The sequence below is a fragment of the Candidatus Accumulibacter similis genome (assembly GCA_013347225.1).
GTDB lineage: Bacteria > Pseudomonadota > Gammaproteobacteria > Burkholderiales > Rhodocyclaceae > Accumulibacter > Accumulibacter similis.
The window spans coordinates 3,641,780-3,659,339 of the sequence record CP054595.1 but is presented as its reverse complement, the minus strand read 5'-3'; the positions used below and the strand labels follow the sequence as shown (position 1 = coordinate 3,659,339).

Annotated in this window: 15 protein-coding genes and 1 CRISPR repeat array; all 15 genes read left to right on the top strand. The window is 68.1% G+C overall.

The window, feature by feature from the left end; translation table 11 throughout:
- Positions 1-13 precede the first annotated feature (13 nt).
- The 15 genes from HT579_16005 to gyrA all read left to right on the top strand — a co-directional run bounded on the left by HT579_16005 (position 14) and on the right by gyrA (position 17,523).
- Positions 14-1,291, top strand: coding sequence for a cation:proton antiporter (locus tag HT579_16005; protein ID QKS30288.1), 1,278 nt, complete (start codon positions 14-16; stop codon positions 1,289-1,291).
- Entirely contained in the window at positions 1,288-2,442 is a 1,155-nt protein-coding gene (locus HT579_16000; protein ID QKS30287.1) for a glutamate--cysteine ligase, read from the top strand. The genes HT579_16005 and HT579_16000 overlap by 4 nt, the downstream gene beginning before the upstream one ends.
- Complete coding sequence (locus HT579_15995; GenBank protein QKS30286.1) at positions 2,439-3,701, top strand: hypothetical protein; 1,263 nt, start codon at positions 2,439-2,441, stop codon at positions 3,699-3,701. The genes HT579_16000 and HT579_15995 overlap by 4 nt, the downstream gene beginning before the upstream one ends.
- A gap of 202 nt (positions 3,702-3,903) precedes the next feature.
- Complete coding sequence (locus HT579_15990) at positions 3,904-6,072, top strand: GNAT family N-acetyltransferase (GenBank protein ID QKS30285.1); 2,169 nt, start codon at positions 3,904-3,906, stop codon at positions 6,070-6,072.
- Between the two features lie 288 nt (positions 6,073-6,360).
- A complete protein-coding gene (gene cas7u / locus HT579_15985) occupies positions 6,361-7,458 on the top strand; it encodes a type I-U CRISPR-associated protein Cas7 (protein ID QKS30284.1) in 1,098 nt (365 codons plus the stop codon).
- On the top strand, positions 7,458-8,762 hold the full coding sequence (gene cas5u6u, locus HT579_15980; GenBank protein ID QKS30283.1) for a type I-U CRISPR-associated protein Cas5/Cas6: 1,305 nt from the start codon (positions 7,458-7,460) through the stop codon (positions 8,760-8,762). The genes cas7u and cas5u6u overlap by 1 nt, the downstream gene beginning before the upstream one ends.
- Positions 8,759-11,143 (top strand): type I-U CRISPR-associated helicase/endonuclease Cas3, encoded by a 2,385-nt coding sequence (cas3u, locus tag HT579_15975; protein ID QKS30282.1) that lies wholly within the window; start codon positions 8,759-8,761, stop codon positions 11,141-11,143. The genes cas5u6u and cas3u overlap by 4 nt, the downstream gene beginning before the upstream one ends.
- On the top strand, positions 11,134-11,997 hold the full coding sequence (locus HT579_15970; GenBank protein QKS30281.1) for a hypothetical protein: 864 nt from the start codon (positions 11,134-11,136) through the stop codon (positions 11,995-11,997). Before cas3u ends, HT579_15970 begins: the two co-directional genes overlap by 10 nt.
- Positions 11,998-12,100: 103 nt before the next feature.
- Positions 12,101-12,497: direct repeats of the CRISPR family, unit length 36 nt; unit sequence GCCGCATCCTGCCCTTCGGGGCAGGCTTCGTTGAAG.
- A 10-nt stretch (positions 12,498-12,507) separates the two neighbouring features.
- Positions 12,508-12,648 (top strand): hypothetical protein, encoded by a 141-nt coding sequence (locus HT579_15965; GenBank protein QKS30280.1) that lies wholly within the window; start codon positions 12,508-12,510, stop codon positions 12,646-12,648.
- Positions 12,645-12,923, top strand: coding sequence for a hypothetical protein (locus tag HT579_15960; protein ID QKS30279.1), 279 nt, complete (start codon positions 12,645-12,647; stop codon positions 12,921-12,923). The genes HT579_15965 and HT579_15960 overlap by 4 nt, the downstream gene beginning before the upstream one ends.
- The gene (locus HT579_15955) at positions 12,920-13,168 is read left to right on the top strand and encodes a hypothetical protein (protein ID QKS30278.1); all 249 of its coding nucleotides are present in this window, start codon (positions 12,920-12,922) and stop codon (positions 13,166-13,168) included. Before HT579_15960 ends, HT579_15955 begins: the two co-directional genes overlap by 4 nt.
- A gap of 369 nt (positions 13,169-13,537) precedes the next feature.
- The gene (locus HT579_15950) at positions 13,538-13,933 is read left to right on the top strand and encodes a hypothetical protein (GenBank protein QKS30277.1); all 396 of its coding nucleotides are present in this window, start codon (positions 13,538-13,540) and stop codon (positions 13,931-13,933) included.
- Positions 13,930-14,322, top strand: coding sequence for a type II toxin-antitoxin system RelE/ParE family toxin (locus HT579_15945; GenBank protein QKS30276.1), 393 nt, complete (start codon positions 13,930-13,932; stop codon positions 14,320-14,322). The genes HT579_15950 and HT579_15945 overlap by 4 nt, the downstream gene beginning before the upstream one ends.
- Positions 14,303-14,626: a helix-turn-helix transcriptional regulator gene (locus tag HT579_15940; protein ID QKS30275.1), complete on the top strand. Its 324-nt coding sequence runs from the start codon at positions 14,303-14,305 to the stop codon at positions 14,624-14,626. Before HT579_15945 ends, HT579_15940 begins: the two co-directional genes overlap by 20 nt.
- A 284-nt stretch (positions 14,627-14,910) precedes the next feature.
- The gene (gene gyrA, locus HT579_15935) at positions 14,911-17,523 is read left to right on the top strand and encodes a DNA gyrase subunit A (GenBank protein QKS30274.1); all 2,613 of its coding nucleotides are present in this window, start codon (positions 14,911-14,913) and stop codon (positions 17,521-17,523) included.
- Positions 17,524-17,560: the final 37 nt, after the last annotated feature.

Genomic DNA, 17,560 nt, shown 5'->3' with positions numbered 1-17,560 from the left:
GTCGAGCGGACCGATGATCGACGATATCGTGTCGCCGGCAAGGGCTGCCTGGGAGGATCTGCAGGAGCGTCTGTTCTTTCTGCCACCATTCCCGGATGCAGTCGATTCCCTGGCCTTGTTCAGCTTGCTGCTGGTGATCGGTCTGCTGGTCGGCGAGTGGCTGCGCGCCCGATGGGGCTGGCCGAAGGTCATCGGCTACGTGCTGGCTGGGACGGTATTCGGGCCATCGGTGCTCGGCTGGATAAGCATCGAAGCGCTGGCACAGACACGACCGATTGCCGATGCCGCGCTCGGACTCCTGATGCTCGAGATCGGGCGACAGCTCGATCTGCGCTGGCTCGGTCAGAACCGCGAGCTGCTCAGGGCGGCGCTTGCCGAGATCAGCCTGTCCTTCACGGCCATCTTCCTCTTCGCTTGGGGAGTCGTCGGGCTGATACCGGCATGGGCGGCCGCAGCGGCGGCCGTCACCATGGCCTCCGCTCCGGCAGTAGTCTTGCTGATCGTCGAGGAATCCAGCGCGCAGGGGCAGGTCACCGAACGAATCGTCATCCACACTGCCCTGAGCGCTGCGGCGTCGTTCGTCGTCTTTGCCGTCGTCGTCGGCGTGGTCCATGCAGAATACAGCAACGACTGGCTCAATGCCGTGCTGCATCCCTTTTGGGTCGTGGTGGGTGCGTTGATCATCGCCTGGGCGATGGCCCTTCTCGCGCTGTTGGTCGCCTCCCGGTTGCCCAAGCGCTCGCTGGCACAGGTCTTCATCCTCGTGGCCACGGCCTTGCTCGCCGTCGGCACTGCCCGCATGCTGGCGGTACCGGTCTTTCTGACGCTTTTCGTGATGGGGGCGATCCTGTCGTTCAGCGATCAAGAGCGAACGCTCAGCTACACCAACCTGCCGGAAGGGCACTGGTTGCTGGCCATCATCCTGTTCGTCGTCGTCGGCGCATCGCTGCCCTGGCAGGACTTCACCTGGCTGATCGGACTCCAGGCGGTTGGTCTGTTGCTGGTTCGGGCAGTAGCGAAGGTGGCCGCAGTCGCCTGGGCGGGCGACGGCCTTGGCGTGGCCGGAAGGCGGGTTCTGGTGGGAATCGGCATCCAGCCACTGTCTGCAACAGCCGTCTTCATGGCCTACGAAATCGCCGGACTCTATCCGGAAATTGGCCGTTCCTCGCTGTCCTTGCCGTTGTTCGCGGCCGCGATCATGGAACTTGCCGGCCCTGCGCTTTGCCGTTTCGCCTTGGTGCGAGCCGGCGAGAGCGCGCCAGCGGACAACAGCAGGGAAGGAGTGGCATGAGCCAGCCAATCGCCGATTTCAAGCAGAGCCAACCGCTGAACCTGGGGGTCGAGCTTGAGTTGCAGTTGGTTTCCGGGCGCGATTTCGACCTGACGCGCGGCGCGACCGATCTGCTTGCCAGCATGGACTACGATGGCCGCTTCGGTGAGATCAAGCTCGAAATCACCGAAAGCATGATCGAGATCAGCACTTTGCCGCAGACGCTCGTCGATGGCATCGCTGCGGATTTGGTCGGCCTGCGACAAGCGCTCGTCAATCAGTGCGCGCGCAACCATATCGCCGTCTGTGGTGGCGGCACGCATCCATTCCATCGCTGGGCGGAGCGCCGGATCTGTCCGGGTGACCGCTTCGACGAGATCTACCATCGCTACGGCTACCTCGCGAAGCAGTTCACCGTCTTTGGTCAGCACATCCATGTCGGCTGCTCGTCGGGTGACGACGCGATCTGGTTGACGCAAGCCCTGGGACCCTATGTACCCGTTTTCATCGCACTATCGGCCTCGTCGCCCTTCGTCGATGGCGAAGACACGTTCTTCCAGTCCGCTCGCCTGAACGCGGTCTCGGCCTTCCCGTTGAGCGGGCAATGCCCGGAGTTGCGCGACTGGGAAGACTTCATGGAGCACTTTTCCTTTCTGCAGGCCTGCGGTATCGCTCGCAGTATCAAGGACCTCTACTGGGATATCCGTCCCAAGCCGGAATTTGGCACCGTGGAAATCCGCGTCTGTGACACGCCACTGACCGTCGAGCGAGCTGCGGCACTGGCCGCCCTGGCACAAGCCTTGGTGCGTCACCTCCTGCGGACCCGTCCGGTGCTCGACACGCCACGGCATCTGCACGTCGCCCGCTACAACAAGTTTCAGGCTTGCCGCTATGGTTACGAAGCCCAGCTCTCTGATCCGATCGGCCGGCGGCAGGTGCCGCTGCGGCAGGTTGCCAGTGAACTGCTCGCCGCGCTGGCCGAGGATGCGCGTGCGCTTGGCTGTTCCGGATGGCTCGAGCTTCTCGACGCTTCGCTGGCCAGCGACCTTTCCGACGCCAAGTGGCTGCGCAGGCGTCAGGCCATCCGCAGAAACCTGAACGACGTCGTTCGTGAGACGGCCATGCGCTTTGGCAAGAGTGGGAGCATGAATCTCGCCGAGGATCCAGGATGAAATATTGGCTGACGGTGCTCTCTCTGATGGTGCCTCTGGCGTTGCCACTACATGCGGCAGAGGAGTGCGTCATCGAGTCGGTTGCGCGGAATACAACGAGTCTTGGCCCATGGATCGATCAGGACAACTGGCTGGCACCCGAGAATCTCCGCGTCGGCCTGCAGTCAGCCGGCAGCTTCATGCCTTTGCTGAGAATCAAGCCGACGACCGCAGCACAGATACTCCACCCAGCGTCTCGACCGCTGGACCTCGACAAGATCAAGGCACGTGACCCGCTGGATCAGCAACAACGCGATGTCGGATTCTTGCTGGCTACGCGGCTGTATGCTGATGGTGTTGTGGTGCTGAGCAACGGGAGGATCTCGGGCGAGCGCTACTGGAACGGACTGGCAGCGAGAGACCAGCGATTGCTGCTCGCTGGAACTCGCCCGCTACTCTCCCTGATGGGCGCAATGGCTGTCGCACAGGGCAGGCTGGCACCGGACCGGTCGATCATCCGCCACATACCAGCCCTTGGTGCGCAGACGGGGCTACGCAAGCTGTCGATCCGGCGTCTGCTCGAAGGCGAGAGTCACTTTGATTGGTCGTCCCAGGACATCCGTGACTGGCTGGCCGCCGGTGGCTGGCACTCAGGCGCGATCGCCGGAGGGGTTCGGGCGTGGCTCAATCAGCCAGGCCGTTGGGAAAGGGACCTTTCCCCCGCACCCGTGCTCGGCGGAGTCGGGCCCGAAGGCGACCTCCTGGTCTGGGCGATCGCCGAAAGCTACCGCATGCCGCTGGCGCAGGTCTTTTGCGAGGAAGTGCTGCGAAGACTCCGGCCCGAGACCTCGGCACTCTGGCTGACAGACACCCAGGGAACGGAACTGTCCTCCGGTTTGGCACTCTCGCTGCGCGATCTTGCCCGTTTGGGACAGTGGCTGATCGACGCCAGGAACAACAGCCGAGGCAGCCGGATCCCATCCTGGTTCATCGAAACCCTGACCGCCTCGGCAGGGCTGCGAACAGCGAAGAGTTCCGAACTTGCGGGCCTGCGGAAGGGCAGCGAACTGCGCTACGGTTTTGTCCACCTTGGCGGAGCCCAGAACCGGGTCGCCATCATCGGTCCTTACGGCAACAGCCTGTACGTCGATTTCGATCGTCGACTGGTGATCGCCGTCTATGCCGCCTATCCGAAGGATCACACTGCCGCGATGCGGGCGACGCTCGAGCAGGTTTGGGATGCCCTGGGTTCGGCAGCGCAGCCGATGGGCAAACGTTGAGCTTTCTCCTTCGGAGCCATCGTGGCGTTCCGGGCGGGCCTTGGGACAGCCGGGGGGCCGCCGCTTGCGAGAGCGCGATCGATCATCAGCTGCGGCTTCTTCAGTTATTGGACTGCCAGCAGGCGTCATGGTCCGCACAGCGCGAATCGATCATCGAGGCCGTGCGTCCGGTGATGGCTTCCAACCGCCGGCAGAATTCCACATGACCTGGGAGATACACCTCGCCGGCAAGGCCTTTCCGCAGTTTGCCGAAGACTGGAACCGCCTCAACGACGACCTGCATGGCGGCCACCCCGCGTTCGACAGCCGCTTCGTCGGCGCACTGCTCGCCCACTTCGGCAGCGGCAGTGAATCGTTGTGCATCCACCGCAGCGGCGACGGCGTCGATGGTGCGCTGATCCTCAGCCGTCGCGGCTTCGGGCGCTGGGCCCTCTTCCTGCCCGCGCAGGCGCCGGTCGGCGCACTGCTCGTCCAGGACGCACGCTGCCTCGAGACCTTGATGCCGGCGCTGCCCGGCCAGGCGTGGATGATCGATCTGCTCGCCATCGACCCCGCGTTCGAGCCTGACTGGAGTCGTCTCCTCCTGCCGCGCACCATGGTCCGCCACCAGTTGACGATGGCGGTCGCCACCGGAGGCGACTTCATCGACTACTGGCAGGCTCGCCCGAGCAAGCTGCGCGGCAACCTGCGCCGCTACCAGCGCAGGAGCGGCGATCATTCGCTCAGCGTGCGGGTCATCCGCGAACCGCGAGAGATCGGTGCCGCGGTCAGCCGCTGCGCCGAAGTCGAAAGCGTCGGCTGGAAGGCCGCCACCGGCACGGCGATCGGCACGGACAACCCGCAGGGACGCTTCTACGAGCAACTGCTCTACGACTTCGCCGCCTCGGGCCAGGCTCTGGTCGTCGAACTCTGGTTCGACGACAGGCTCGCCGCTTCGCGGCTCGTGGTTTGCCACGAGCGCATGTGGATCATGCTGAAGACCACCTACGACGAGTCGCTCGCCGCCATGGCGCCGGGGCGGCAACTCCTCTACGAAGCCCTGCAGATCGCCTTTGCCGACATGCCGGCCGGCGCGGTCGAGTTCTACACCAACGCGACGCGCGACCAGACCGAGTGGGCGACGCATCTGCGCCATGTCTGCCACCACCAACTCTACCGCAATACGACCGTCGCCAACGTCCACGGCATCGCGCGCGCGCTCCGCTGCCGGTTCGCCGGTGGCGACGCGGCACAGCCTTCTGCCGCCTTCGACGTGACCAGCGTCGCCGCCTACCGCAACCCGGCCGAGATGCCGCCGGCGATGCGCTCGCTGTTCGACGGCGCCGCGCGTGGCGAGGTGGAGCTGTCGCTGGAATGGTTCGCGAACCTGCAGGCCGCGGTCTTCGGCGACGACGACACCGTCCGTTACTACGCCGCCGAGCTGAATGGTTCGCCGACCGCGATCCTGCCCGTGCACGCCGCTCGAGGAGATGGGCGCAGGGTGCCGGAGATCGAATCGCTCGCCAACTTCTACACCTCGCTGTACTCGCCACTCGTCGGGCCAGGCGCCGACCCGACCGACCTCGCCCGGCTGCTGCAGGCAGCCCGTGCCGACTGCACACGCGCGCGCGTGTTGAACTTCCATCCGATGGCCGTCGATTCGCGCGCGTACGAGGCAATGGTCGTCGCCCTGCGCAGCATCGGCTGCATCCCGTTCCGCTATTACTGCTTCGGCAACTGGTATCTGAAGGTCGACCGGTCCTGGAGCGCCTATCTGGAACAGCGCGACGGCGTCCTGCGCAATACCATCCGGCGCAAGCGCCGGCGTTTTCTAGCCGCCGGCGGCAGCTTCGAGATCGTCACCGGCATGGCGGAAGTCGAATCGGCCACTGCCGAGTTCAACGCCCTGTACCGCCAGCGCTGGAAGAGAGCCGAACCCTACGCCGCATTCATTCCCGGCTTGCTGCGTTGGCTCGCCGGCAGCGGCAAGTTGCGTCTCGGCATCGCGCGCATCGGCGGCAGGGCGATCGCCGCCCAGTTGTGGATCGTCAGCGGCGGCAAGGCCAGCATCTACAAGATGGCCTACGACGAGGCGCAGGCCATACACGCGCCGGGCACGCTGCTGACCGCCCACCTGATGGAGCAGGTCATCGACGTGGATCGCGTGGCCGAGGTGGACTACCTGATCGGCGACGACCCGTACAAGCAGGCGTGGATGAGCCACCGCCGCGAACGCTGGGGCATCGTCGCCTACGATGCCGCGAGCCTTCCCGGCATCGCCCGGTTGCTGTGCGAAATCCTCGGCCGGACGATCCGCAGGACGCCGGCCCGGATCGACCGGACGCAGGGCATGTTCTCGATCAGGCCGAGCCGACCCCGGCGGACCCCTTGACGCCGCCCGGCGCGCCGCGCTCGAACGCTACGCGCCGGCCAGGGTTTTCGGCAAGGGCGCTGGTCTCTACGCGCTGCAGGATGTCGTCAGTGTCCGTTTCAGCCGCCGGCGCAGGGCGGAGGAAGGCAGCGGCGGCTGACGGTCGGCCGCGCGTCGCCTGCGGCCGCCACGGGCGGCAGGCAGTCGGCTGCGGCGCCTGCGCAGGATGCCGGTTCGGCCTGGCGCGCGCTGCGACGATCCGGGTATGGCACTGGTGCCTCCGAGCTTGCCCACGGCGCCCGTCGAGCGATGTGCGCCGCGGCTGCCGATCGACGCTCGGTGGCGGCGGCAGCCAGCCCGGGCCATTGCCGTTCGCGACTCGCTACCGGCAGCTTGCCGCTGGCCCTGCCGGGCGCGGCGCTGCGCCACCGCAGGAGGGCAGCGGCGCTACTGCGGCTGCGTGCTCGATCGCTCGCGCAGGACGCCTGGGCTGCCTTTTTCGCAGCCCGACTGCTCGCCGCTCTATCCCTGCCGCCGCCGCGGCGGCCGCCAATCCTGGAGTACCATGCCGCATCCGCTCCGCTGCGCGTGCAGGTGGCCGGCAGGAGCCTGTCCACGCTGCAGCTGCCGCACCGCGCTTACGACGCGATCCTGCGCGACTCGTCGCTGGCCGGGCAATCGTTTCGCAAGACGGACGTCGGGCGGGCGATCATCGCCGCCTCGCCGGCGGATGCATCGGCGCTGTTGCGTCATGACCCGGCGGTCCTGCTGTTCGGCGGTTGGGACTCGACCGGGCTGCACGGCAGCAGCGGCAACGAGCGACGCTGGCCGGCGGCGGTCAGCGTCGAGATCTACGGCAGCAATGCGCTGCCGATCCAGCGCGCTGGCGGCCGCATCGATCCGCTGGGCATCACCCTCGATGCCGGTCCCGTCATTTCCGATGGCGATTCGTACCGTCTGGTCGGCGAGGGAGAGAAGCCACCGAAGGGTGCGCTGCGGCCGTCGGAAATCAATCACGGCAACATTGCCCCGTCGCTCGCGACGAAAGGCGTCCTGGTCGAGGATATCCGGCTTGCCGGCGCCCTCAGTCTGTCGCGCCTGCGGCGCTACCATTTCGGTGGCGACGCCGGGCATGATGTCGCCGCGCGCACGGCGCTGGCGCTGATGGGTCTCTACGGCATTGCCGCGGTGATCGACGATGGCCTCGACCTGCGGCGTGACTGCGAACTGGTGGCCGAGACCATCCCCTGGGCGATCCGTGGCAGTGGCCGTGCCGAGCCGCTGCAGGTCAGCCTGGCGGACGCCCGCGACGCGCTGCGCCGGGCGCTCGCCGACATCCCGCTGGCCGAGCCCTTGCTGTTCAAGGCCGACGACAATCTGGAGCAACTCGTCGCGCGGAGCCACTGATGCTCGTTCTGCGCATCGACTTCCTCAATGGCGTATACCACGCGGCCGACCCGACGGCACATCGCCAATCGGAGTGGCCGCCGCACCCCGATCGGCTGTTCCAGGCGCTGGTTGCTGCCGCCTACGGTTCCGGCATCAGTCCGGAGCCGCTGCGGGCGCTCGAGGGGGCGGCGCCGGAACTGGTCTTTGCCGCTGCCGAAGCGGCCGTCTCGGGTTCGGTCTACCCGCCGGCGACATGGCTGGAGCGACCGACCGGCCAGCCGTGGAAGCGCACCAACGTTCTCAAGCACGATCCGGTGCGAGTCGGCATCAGCGATCCGGTCTACCTGATCTGGCGCGACGTGCCGGACACGCTGCAGCCCGCTGTGGCGGCCATCGCTGCCGGAGTCAGCCATCTCGGGCGGGCGAAGACTCCTGTCGTTGTCTCACTGGCAGAGCAGGTTCCCGAGCTGCCGCATCGTTTCCTGCCGTCGCCGGCCGGCGAGTCGCTGCTGCGCGTGCCGCAGGCAGGTCGGCTGGCCGAGCTCGATGCCGCCTTCGCCGCCGGACGGCGCGCCGGCATCGCCGACATGGTGGGCTATACCGACGTGGTCGACCGGGTGGCGCCGTCACCGTGGGGTGAATTGCTCGCCCTGCGCCCGCAGCGGCTGCTCGACAGCCGGCGCGCGGCGCAGTGGGCAGCCGCCTTGCGCGCCGCCGTCCTCAGCCGCGCGGGGGACGCGGCTTCGCCCCTGCTGCACGGCCACGGCGGCGATCACGCCGCCTGGGCCGTCATCCCCGACGTCGGCCACGCGCACGCCCGCGGTCACGTGCTCGGCCTCGGCCTGTGGCTGCCGCGCGCGATCGACGCCGATGCGCGCGCCGATTGTCTGTTGCCGCTGCTGCAGGTGCAGCAAGTGCGCGTCGGGCACCTGGCTATCGACCTGTCCGTCGTCGCGGCGCGGCAGCAGCTGCCGCAGGGACTGGCGCGCGCGACCTGGTCGCGGCCGGCACGCACCTGGGGGTCGGTGACGCCGGTCGTTCTCGACCGGCATCCGAAGCGCGGCGAGAGCGTCGAAGACCTCGTCGCCGACTCGCTCGAACTCGCCGGTTACCCGCGTCCGCTGGACGTCGCCGTCGGACAGCGGTCGATCTTCCGCGGCGTCGCGGCGGCGCACGAATTCAGTCCTCGCGGCCGCGGGCGCTGGACGCACGTCGCGCTGAAATTCGCGCGGCGGGTCGCCGGGCCGATGCTCGTCGGCAAGGAGCGCCACTTCGGCATGGGCTTGCTGCGCCCGGCCGACGACCGGGGTGTGCCGGCGTGATGCCGCCCGATTTCTCCGCCTGGTATGCAGAACGGCACGGCTACTCGCCGTTTCCGTGGCGGGCGGCGCTGGCCGCGCGCATCGCCGCCCGCGACTGGCCCGATGCGCTCGATCCGCCGACCGGCAGCGGCAAGACGGCGGTGATCGACGTCTGGTTGTGGGCGCGCCTGCATGGACTGGCGGTCCCCAGGCGGCTGGTCTATGTCATCGACCGCCGTCTGGTGGTCGACGGCGTCAGCGACTACGCCCGTGCGCTCGCCGATAGTCTCGCCATCGAGCAGCGGCCGGCGGTCATCACCATGCGCGGCGGCCTGAGCATCGACGAAAGCTGGCTCGCGGATCCGCTGCGACCGGCCATCATCGTCTCCACCGTCGATCAGGCAGGCTCGAGACTGCTCTTCAGCGGTTACGGCATCAGCCCGCGGGCGGCGCCGATGCACGCCGGGTTGCTCGGCAACGATGCGCTCTTCGTCGTCGATGAGGTTCATATCGTGCAGCCGTTGCTGCAGACGCTGGCCAGCGTCGCCGGCCAGCGCGGTAGCGCCGTAGCGCTGCCGTGGCGTGTGCTGCCGATGTCGGCCACGTGGAGCGGAGCGCGAGTCCACGGCCTGAGCGACGCCGACTGGCAGCATCCGTTGCTGGCACGCCGGCTCAGCGCCGCCAAACCGGCCGTGCTGCGCCATCTGCCGTCCGAGACCGACCTCGCGCACGCACTGGCCGCCGAAGCCCGGCGCCTGCGGCGAGAGGGCGCGGCGGTGGTGGCCGTCGTCTGCAACCAGGTCGACCATGCGCGGGCGGTGTTCGCTCATCTCTCCGGCGATGGCGAAGCGGTTCTCCTGACCGGCCGCATCCGGCCATACGACCGGGCGCGACTGAGCGCCGCGTACCTGCCGCGGATGGCGGTCGGCAGCCGCAGTCGGCGGGCGCCGCTGTTCGTCGTCGCGACGCAGACGATCGAGGTCGGCGCCGACCTCGACATGGATGCCCTCGTCAGCGAGTGTGCATCGCTGTCGGCGCTGCGACAGCGCTGCGGGCGCCTCAACCGCCTTGGCGAACTGGCGAGTGCGCCCGCGGTGGTCGTCCATCGGGAGCCGCCGGGCAAGTCCGATCCGGTCTACGGCGAGGAAATCGAGCGGGCGTGGAAATGGTTGAATCGGGTCGCCAGCGGCAAACCGGCGACGGTCGATTTCGGCATTGGCGCCATGGACCGCACGCTGGCGGAACGGCCGCCACCGGCAGAGGACCGGCCGGTGGCGCCGTTGCTGTTGCCGGCGCACGTGAACCTGCTGGCGCAAACCTCGGTCCGCCACGGGATCGACGTCGCTCCCTGGCTGCACGGCTGGCGCAGCGGGCCGGCCGACGTCCATCTGTGCTGGCGGGCCGACTGGTCGCCGGATGCGGTGCTTGCCGCTCCGCCGGCAGAGCACGAACTGTTGGCGGTGGCGCTGCATGCCTTCCGGCGCTGGAGCGCGGCGGTCGCCGATGTCGAAGGCGGCGAGCCGGTCGGACGCGAGCACCTGCACCGGCAGCAATGCATGCGCTGGGACGGCGAGGAAGCGGCGCTGATCGCCAGCGATGAGGCGCGGGCCGGCGATACCCTGGTGCTGCCGGCGGACGCCGGTGGCTGCGACGCCTATGGCTGGGCGCCGACCTCGCAGGCGATGGTCAGCGATGTCGGCGATACGGTGCGGCGCGTCCGCCTGCATCCGCAGGTGCATCCCGAACTGGCCGGCGAGATCGGCGCGCTGCTCGCGGACGACGACGCGACCGATGCCGACTGGCGGGAGCTGGCACGCCGCAGCGGCGTCCTCGATGGCGAACCGGGTCGCGTCCTGGCCTACCCGGGCGGCTGCGTCGTCCTGCGCGCGTCCGAATGGAGCAGTGAGAGCGGCATGCGCGCGGTCCCGCTGGCGCAACACCAGCAGGCGGTGAGCACGCGCGCCGCCGCGCTCGCCGCCGGCAGCGGGCTCGCCGATGAGCTGGTCGACGCCCTGCGCCGCGCCGGCGCGGGCCACGACACCGGCAAGCAGGATCGCCGCTGGCAGGCGATGGTGGGTGGCGACGGTTCGCTGCTGCTGGCCAAGGGCCCCGGCAGCGACAGCCGCTGGCTGACGCTGCCGCGCGGCTGGCGGCACGAGATGGCATCGGCCGTGCACCAGAAGGACCCGCTGGTGCGTCACTTGGTCGGCACGCACCACGGCCATGGGCGGCCGTTGCTGCCGGCGGCGCCGGACATCGGCCTCTGGCGGCGACTCGGCGACTGGGCCGAGGAAACCGGCGAGCTGCAGCGCAGCTACGGCGCCTGGGGACTCGCCTATCTCGAAGCGCTGCTGCGGCTTGCCGACTGGGCGGTGAGCGCCGAGGAGCAGGCATGGAACTGAGCGCCCTGCGCGCCAACAACCCGGTCGCGGTGATGGCTGCCTATGGCGCCCTGCGGCTGCTGCCTGGCGCCAGGCTGCGCTGGACAGGACCACATCCCGAGCTGGAGTGGCACGCAGACGTCATCGACTCGCTCGCCGCGCGCCTGCCCGATCGCCCGCAGTCGCCGGAACTCGGTCTCATCGACGACCCGCGGCAGATCGACGGCGCCGAACACTACCGGCAGTTGGCGAAGCGGATGCCGGGCGAGTGGCTGCTGGCCTACGCTGCCGAGACGGCGGCAGGACTGCGGCCGACCGGTCTGCGGCTGCTCGGTGGAAAGCATCTGTTCATCAGCAATGCGCGCGAAGTCATCGCCGCGCTGCAGCGGCACGACGTTCGCGGCAAGCTGGCGGAGGCCCTGCTCGGCCCCTGGCGCTACGAGGACAAGGGGCTGCAGGCCTGGGGCTGGGATGCGGCGGCGCGGATCGATGCCGCTGCATCGGCGAAGGCGGTGACTGCGGCGCCCAAGTTTGGTGTCCTCGGCGCCTATTGGCTGGCCTGGGAGTCACTGCCGTTCTGGCCGCTGGTCAACGGTCGAACGGTCGGCATGGACCGCCGCCACTGGGTCTACCCGACGTGCGCCGAATGGCTCGGCGCCGACGGCCTGCGCGCGCTGATCCTCGGCGCGGGCGAACTCGACGTGCGCGAGGCGAGGGCGCTGGGGGTTCGCCAATGGCGCTGCGAGCGAATCGGCAGCAGCGACTACGGCGGTGTGCTCGGCTGGGCGGCACCGCTGGTTGCGCGAACCGCCGGCGACCGGCGAGATCCCGCCAGGTCCGCGCGCGGCGCAACCCGTGGAATATTGATCGTTTGAGGCGGAGAATGAGTGCCGGCAGGCACGGTGGACTGCGTGGCTCGGCCAGGTTCGCGCACGCTGCGGGGAATGGGTTGCAGAATCAAACGGCTGCCGCAGAGGAGCCGCATCCTGCCCTTCGGGGCAGGCTTCGTTGAAGCGTCAAGGTTCTCGCCAACGATCCAGAAAACGCGCAGCCGCATCCTGCCCTTCGGGGCAGGCTTCGTTGAAGCGTCGCGATCAGCGCGATGACCAACACCGCGCCGATGCCGCATCCTGCCCTTCGGGGCAGGCTTCGTTGAAGGTTGCGATGTCGCCCAACGTCGCAACGGAGGAATTGCCGCCGCATCCTGCCCTTCGGGGCAGGCTTCGTTGAAGGTGCCTGAAGATAATGGACTTGCGGTGGCATGTGAGCCGCATCCCGCCCTTCGGGGCAGGCTTCGTTGAAGGGTCGCGGTCGAGATGGACACCAGGCCGCTCGACATGCCGCATCCTGCCCTTCGGGGCAGGCTTCGTTGAAGGCGCATCGACTTGCGCAGGCACAACGCCGCGCTGGCCGCTGGCCGCATTGCCCCGGACCAGGCCGTTGTGCTGATCGAGCACCTGATCTGGACCGGGATCGATGAGCGCGTTACCATCGGCTACTCGCGCAGCGCACGGAGAGACCGATGACCAGCGCGCCCATCCCAGACCGTCTCGACGGCACCGAGAGCACCGAATCCACCTCGGCCACCTGCCGCCACTGCCGCCATGTGCAGCCGCCTGGCCGGCGCTGCGCTGCCTTCCCGGAAGGCATCCCGGACGCCATCTGGTGGGCCACCCGCGGCCACCGCGAACCCTACCCCGGCGATCAGGGCATCCAGTTCGAAGAACGCCCGCGCGTCGACCACCCGGCCGCGCACTACGACATTCCCGAGTTCCTGCGCAAGAAGGCGTCGCCGCCGTGATCCAGATCACCACCATGGACACCGGCCTCGAAGCCGAGATCGCCCGCCTCATCCGCCACTTCGCAGCCCGCAGCCCGCGCTGCGCACCATTGGCGGCCGCGGGGCCGCATCCTGCCCTTCGGGGAAGGCTTGGTGGCAGGGAGATCGACCTGCAGGTGCTCGCAGACCGCAGGCGCTGCCGATTCGCTGATGGAGAGGTGGCCGGCAGTCCCACCATCCCCGTGTGGCTTGCGCCCTACGGTTGAACGGACGCCGCATTTCCGTTCGTCCTCCATCGCGTCGCATTACAGGTGGCGCGCCACCGCCGGATACGGCCGTTCGCGGCACGCTTCGTAGAAAATCTTGCGGCTGGCGGAGCGGCGGCGGGACCTTCGACACAGTTCCGCCCGTCGTGCTGCGCCTGGTCCATGATCGACGGGCTGGATCGGGGGAACGGTCGGGCCCACGGCGCCGAGCCAGAGGAGGATCGCCATGGAACATCTGAAGAATGTGTTGGCGGGGGCGCGTCACGTTCTGCTCCTCAACCAGATGGACGCCGACATCCGGCCGCGGAGCGCGTTTGTGGAGGACGCCGCCGCGCTTCGCCGCTGATTTGAACCGGGTGACGAAAACCCATGAGCAGCCGGTCGACGAGCGCAAGGCTTGGCCGTCGCCATGGCGGCCAGGTGACGGTTGCTCAGCACGAGACGGATAGCCCGATCATCCCGGTCGCGCGGCTTGAACGCCGACACCAGTTCCAGCCGGAGGCCGTCGATTGGGTGATCCAGCAAACGCAGATCCAAGCCGAGCATCGGCGCCGTGAGGATCGGCGAATCAACTCGTTCATCCTTGTCGAGCGCTTCGTGGGGCAGTTCTTTGCCTTCGTGATCGGCATCGGTGGCGTCGGAGCGGGATCCTGCGTGGCGCTCCACGAACCGCCCTGGGCTGAGGCCGGCATTGCCGGCGTGGCGCTCACGGGGCTGGGCAGGCTCTTGACGACATATGGATCGCAGAACATAATCCGTTCATGACTTGGCCAGTTCTCCTGCACGATGACTTCGAAGCCGAGTTCATGGCCCTGGACGAATCATGGCAGGACGAACTGCTGGCGCACGCCAAGCTGTTGGCGGAGTTCGGGCCTAACTTGGGCCGTCCGACGGTGGATGCGCTGAAAGGCTCGCGCTACGCGAACATGAAGGAACTGCGATTTGCCTGGCAGGGTGCGGTCTGGCGCGTGGCGTTCGCCTTCGATCCCCGCCGCCAGGCGATCCTGCTGGTCGGGGGCGACAAGGGCGGCGCCGACCAGCGGCGCTTTTACCGGCACCTGATTGCGGTGGCCGATGATCGGTACGGCGATCATCTTGCCTCGCTCACCACTACCAAAGCGAAGGACTCCAGACATGGCAAGAAGACTCGATGACGTGATGGTCGCACTGCCTGCAGAACGGCGGGCGCGTGTCGAGAAGCGCGCGCTGGAACTGCGTACGCTCAAGGATCTGCGCATCGCGGCCGAACAGACCCAGGCGGAGCTGGCGGCGGCACTTGGCGTTGGCCAGGACACGATCTCCCGGCTGGAAAAGCGCAGTGACATGCTGCTGTCCACCCTGCGGCACTACGTTGAGGGTATGGGCGGCAGGCTGGATCTCGTGGCGCAGTTCCCCGACCGTCCGCCGGTAGTGATCGAACATCTCGGTGTCGAAAAGACACCTCGTCGGCGGAATTGATCGATGATCATCGCCCTGCCAGCGATACCGGTTCGATAGAGCCGTCGGCGAGTCGGTTCGCCCGCCGACCGGCGGCTCGGGCTGGCATTGGCCGCCGTGGCGCTTTCGTCTCACTGCCGGCCATGAAACCCCCTCAGCGTTCGTCCTGACACCCGCCGATCGCCACCGCCGAACCCCCGTCAGCCGCAGCGCGCGCGGCGCGCGCGACCGTCGGCGTGATAGAATCCCGGGCTCGAACAAGACGACGACATGGGCCCTGCAGTCGCGTCGCCAGCGGAAAGAAGATGGAAGCCTTCGCCAAGGAAACCCTGCCGATCAGTCTCGAAGACGAGATGCGCCGCTCGTATCTCGACTACGCCATGAGCGTCATCGTCGGGCGGGCGCTGCCCGACGCGCGCGATGGCCTGAAGCCGGTGCACCGGCGCGTGCTGTTCGCCATGCACGAGCTGTCGAACGACTGGAACAAGCCGTACAAGAAGTCGGCGCGCGTCGTCGGCGACGTCATCGGCAAGTACCATCCGCACGGCGACACGGCGGTGTACAACACCATCGTGCGCATGGCGCAGGACTTCTCGCTGCGCTACATGCTGGTCGACGGGCAGGGCAACTTCGGCTCGGTCGACGGCGACAACGCGGCGGCGATGCGCTACACCGAGGTGCGCATGGCGCGCATCGGCCACGAACTGCTGGCCGACATCGACAAGGAGACGGTCGATTTCGGGCCGAACTACGACGGCGCCGAGGAGGAACCGCTGGTCCTGCCGGCGCGCATCCCGAACCTGCTGATCAACGGTTCGTCGGGCATTGCCGTCGGCATGGCGACGAACATCCCGCCGCACAACCTCGGCGAGGTGGTCGATGCCTGCCTGGCGGTGCTCGACAACGCGGCGGTGACGATTGACGAGCTGATCGACCTGCTGCCGGCGCCCGATTTTCCGACCGCCGGCATCATCTACGGCGTCGCCGGCGTGCGCGAGGGCTACCGCACCGGTCGCGGCCGCGTCGTCATGCGCGCCAAGGTGCATTTCGAGGACATCGACCGCGGCAACCGGCAGGCGATCATCGTCGACGAGCTGCCGTACCAGGTGAACAAGCGCACCCTGCTCGAGAAAATCGGCGAGCTGGTCAACGAGAAGCGCATCGAGGGCATCTCCGACCTGCGCGACGAGTCCGACAAGTCCGGCATGCGCGTGGTGATCGAGCTCAAGCGCGGCGAGGTGGCGGAGGTGGTGCTCAACTGCCTGTACAAGCAGACGCAGTTGCAGGACACCTTCGGCATGAACATGGTGGCGCTGGTCGATGGCCAGCCGCGCCTGCTGAACCTGAAGCAGATGCTCGAGTGCTTCCTCTGGCACCGGCGCGAGGTGCTGACGCGGCGCAGCGTCTTCGAGCTGCGCAAGGCGCGCGAGCGGGCGCACATCCAGGAAGGGCTGGCGGTGGCGCTCGACAACGTGGACGAGATCATCGCGCTGATCAAGGCCTCGCCGACCCCGGCCGACGCGCGCCGCGGGCTGATGGGCCGCCTCTGGCACTCGCCGACGGTGGCCGAGATGCTCGCGCGGGCGGCACTCGACGCGACGCGGCCGGAGGGACTCGGGATCGAGTACGGCCTGTCGCAGAGCGGCTACCTGCTGTCGGAGGCGCAGGCACAGGCGATCCTCGAACTGCGGCTGCAGCGGCTGACCGGCCTCGAGCGCGACAGGATCGTCGGCGACTACGCCGAGCTGCTCGAACGGATCGCCGACCTGATGGACATCCTGGCGCGGCCGGAACGGATCACCGAGATGATCCGCGACGAGCTGACGGCGATCCGCGCCCAGTTCGGCGACAAGCGGCGGTCGGAGATCGTCATCAGCACGCAGGACCTGGGGATCGAGGACTTCATCACGCCGGTCGACATGGTCGTGACGCTGTCGCACACTGGCTACATCAAGTCGCAGCCGCTCGCCGATTACCGCGCACAGCGCCGCGGTGGCCGCGGCAAGCAGGCGGCGGCGATGAAGACCGACGATTTCATCGATCACCTGTTCGTCGCCAATACGCACGATTTCATCCTCTGCTTCACCAACCGTGGCCGCGTCTACTGGCTGAAGGTCTACGAGGTGCCACAGGGGACGCGCACCAGCCGCGGCAAGCCGATCGTCAACCTCTTTCCCTTCGAGGAGGGCGAGAAGATCAGTGCCATCCTGCCGGTCAAGGAGTTCACCGACGACCGCTTCATCTTCATGTGCACGGCGCAGGGGACGGTGAAGAAGACGCCGCTGTCGGACTTCTCGAACCCGCGCCGCAGCGGCATCATCGCCGTCGCGCTCGATGCCGACGATTTCCTGATCGGCGCCGAGATCACCAACGGCAGGCAGGACGTCGTGCTGGTGTCCGACGTCGGCAAGGCGGTGTGGTTCGACGAGGAGGACGTGCGGCCGATGGGACGCACGGCGCGCGGCGTCCGCGGCATGAAGCTTGGCGAGCAGCAGCAGGTGCTGTCGCTGCTGGTCGCCGACAACGAGCAGCAGACGGTGCTGGTGGCGACCGAGAACGGTTACGGCAAGCGCACGGCGCTCGCCGATTTCCGCCATTCGGGCCGCGGCACGCAGGGGGTGATCGCGATCGCCGCCAGCGAGCGCAATGGCCGTGTCGTCGCCGCCCGTCTCGTTCGCGACGACGACGAGATCATGCTGATCACCACCGGCGGCGTGCTGATCCGCACGCGCGTGCGCGAGATCCGCGAACTCGGGCGGGCGACGCAGGGGGTGACCTTGATCGCGCTCGACGCCGGCGAGAAGCTCGCCGGGCTCGAGAAGGTAGTCGAGAGCGAGGACGAGGGCGTGGCGAACGAGCCGGCAGCCGAGCCGACGGCGCCCGACGCCCCGGCGGCGGACGCGGCGGCGGCCGAATGATGACCCCGCCGGCGACGTCGTGGCGGTGGCTTCCGCT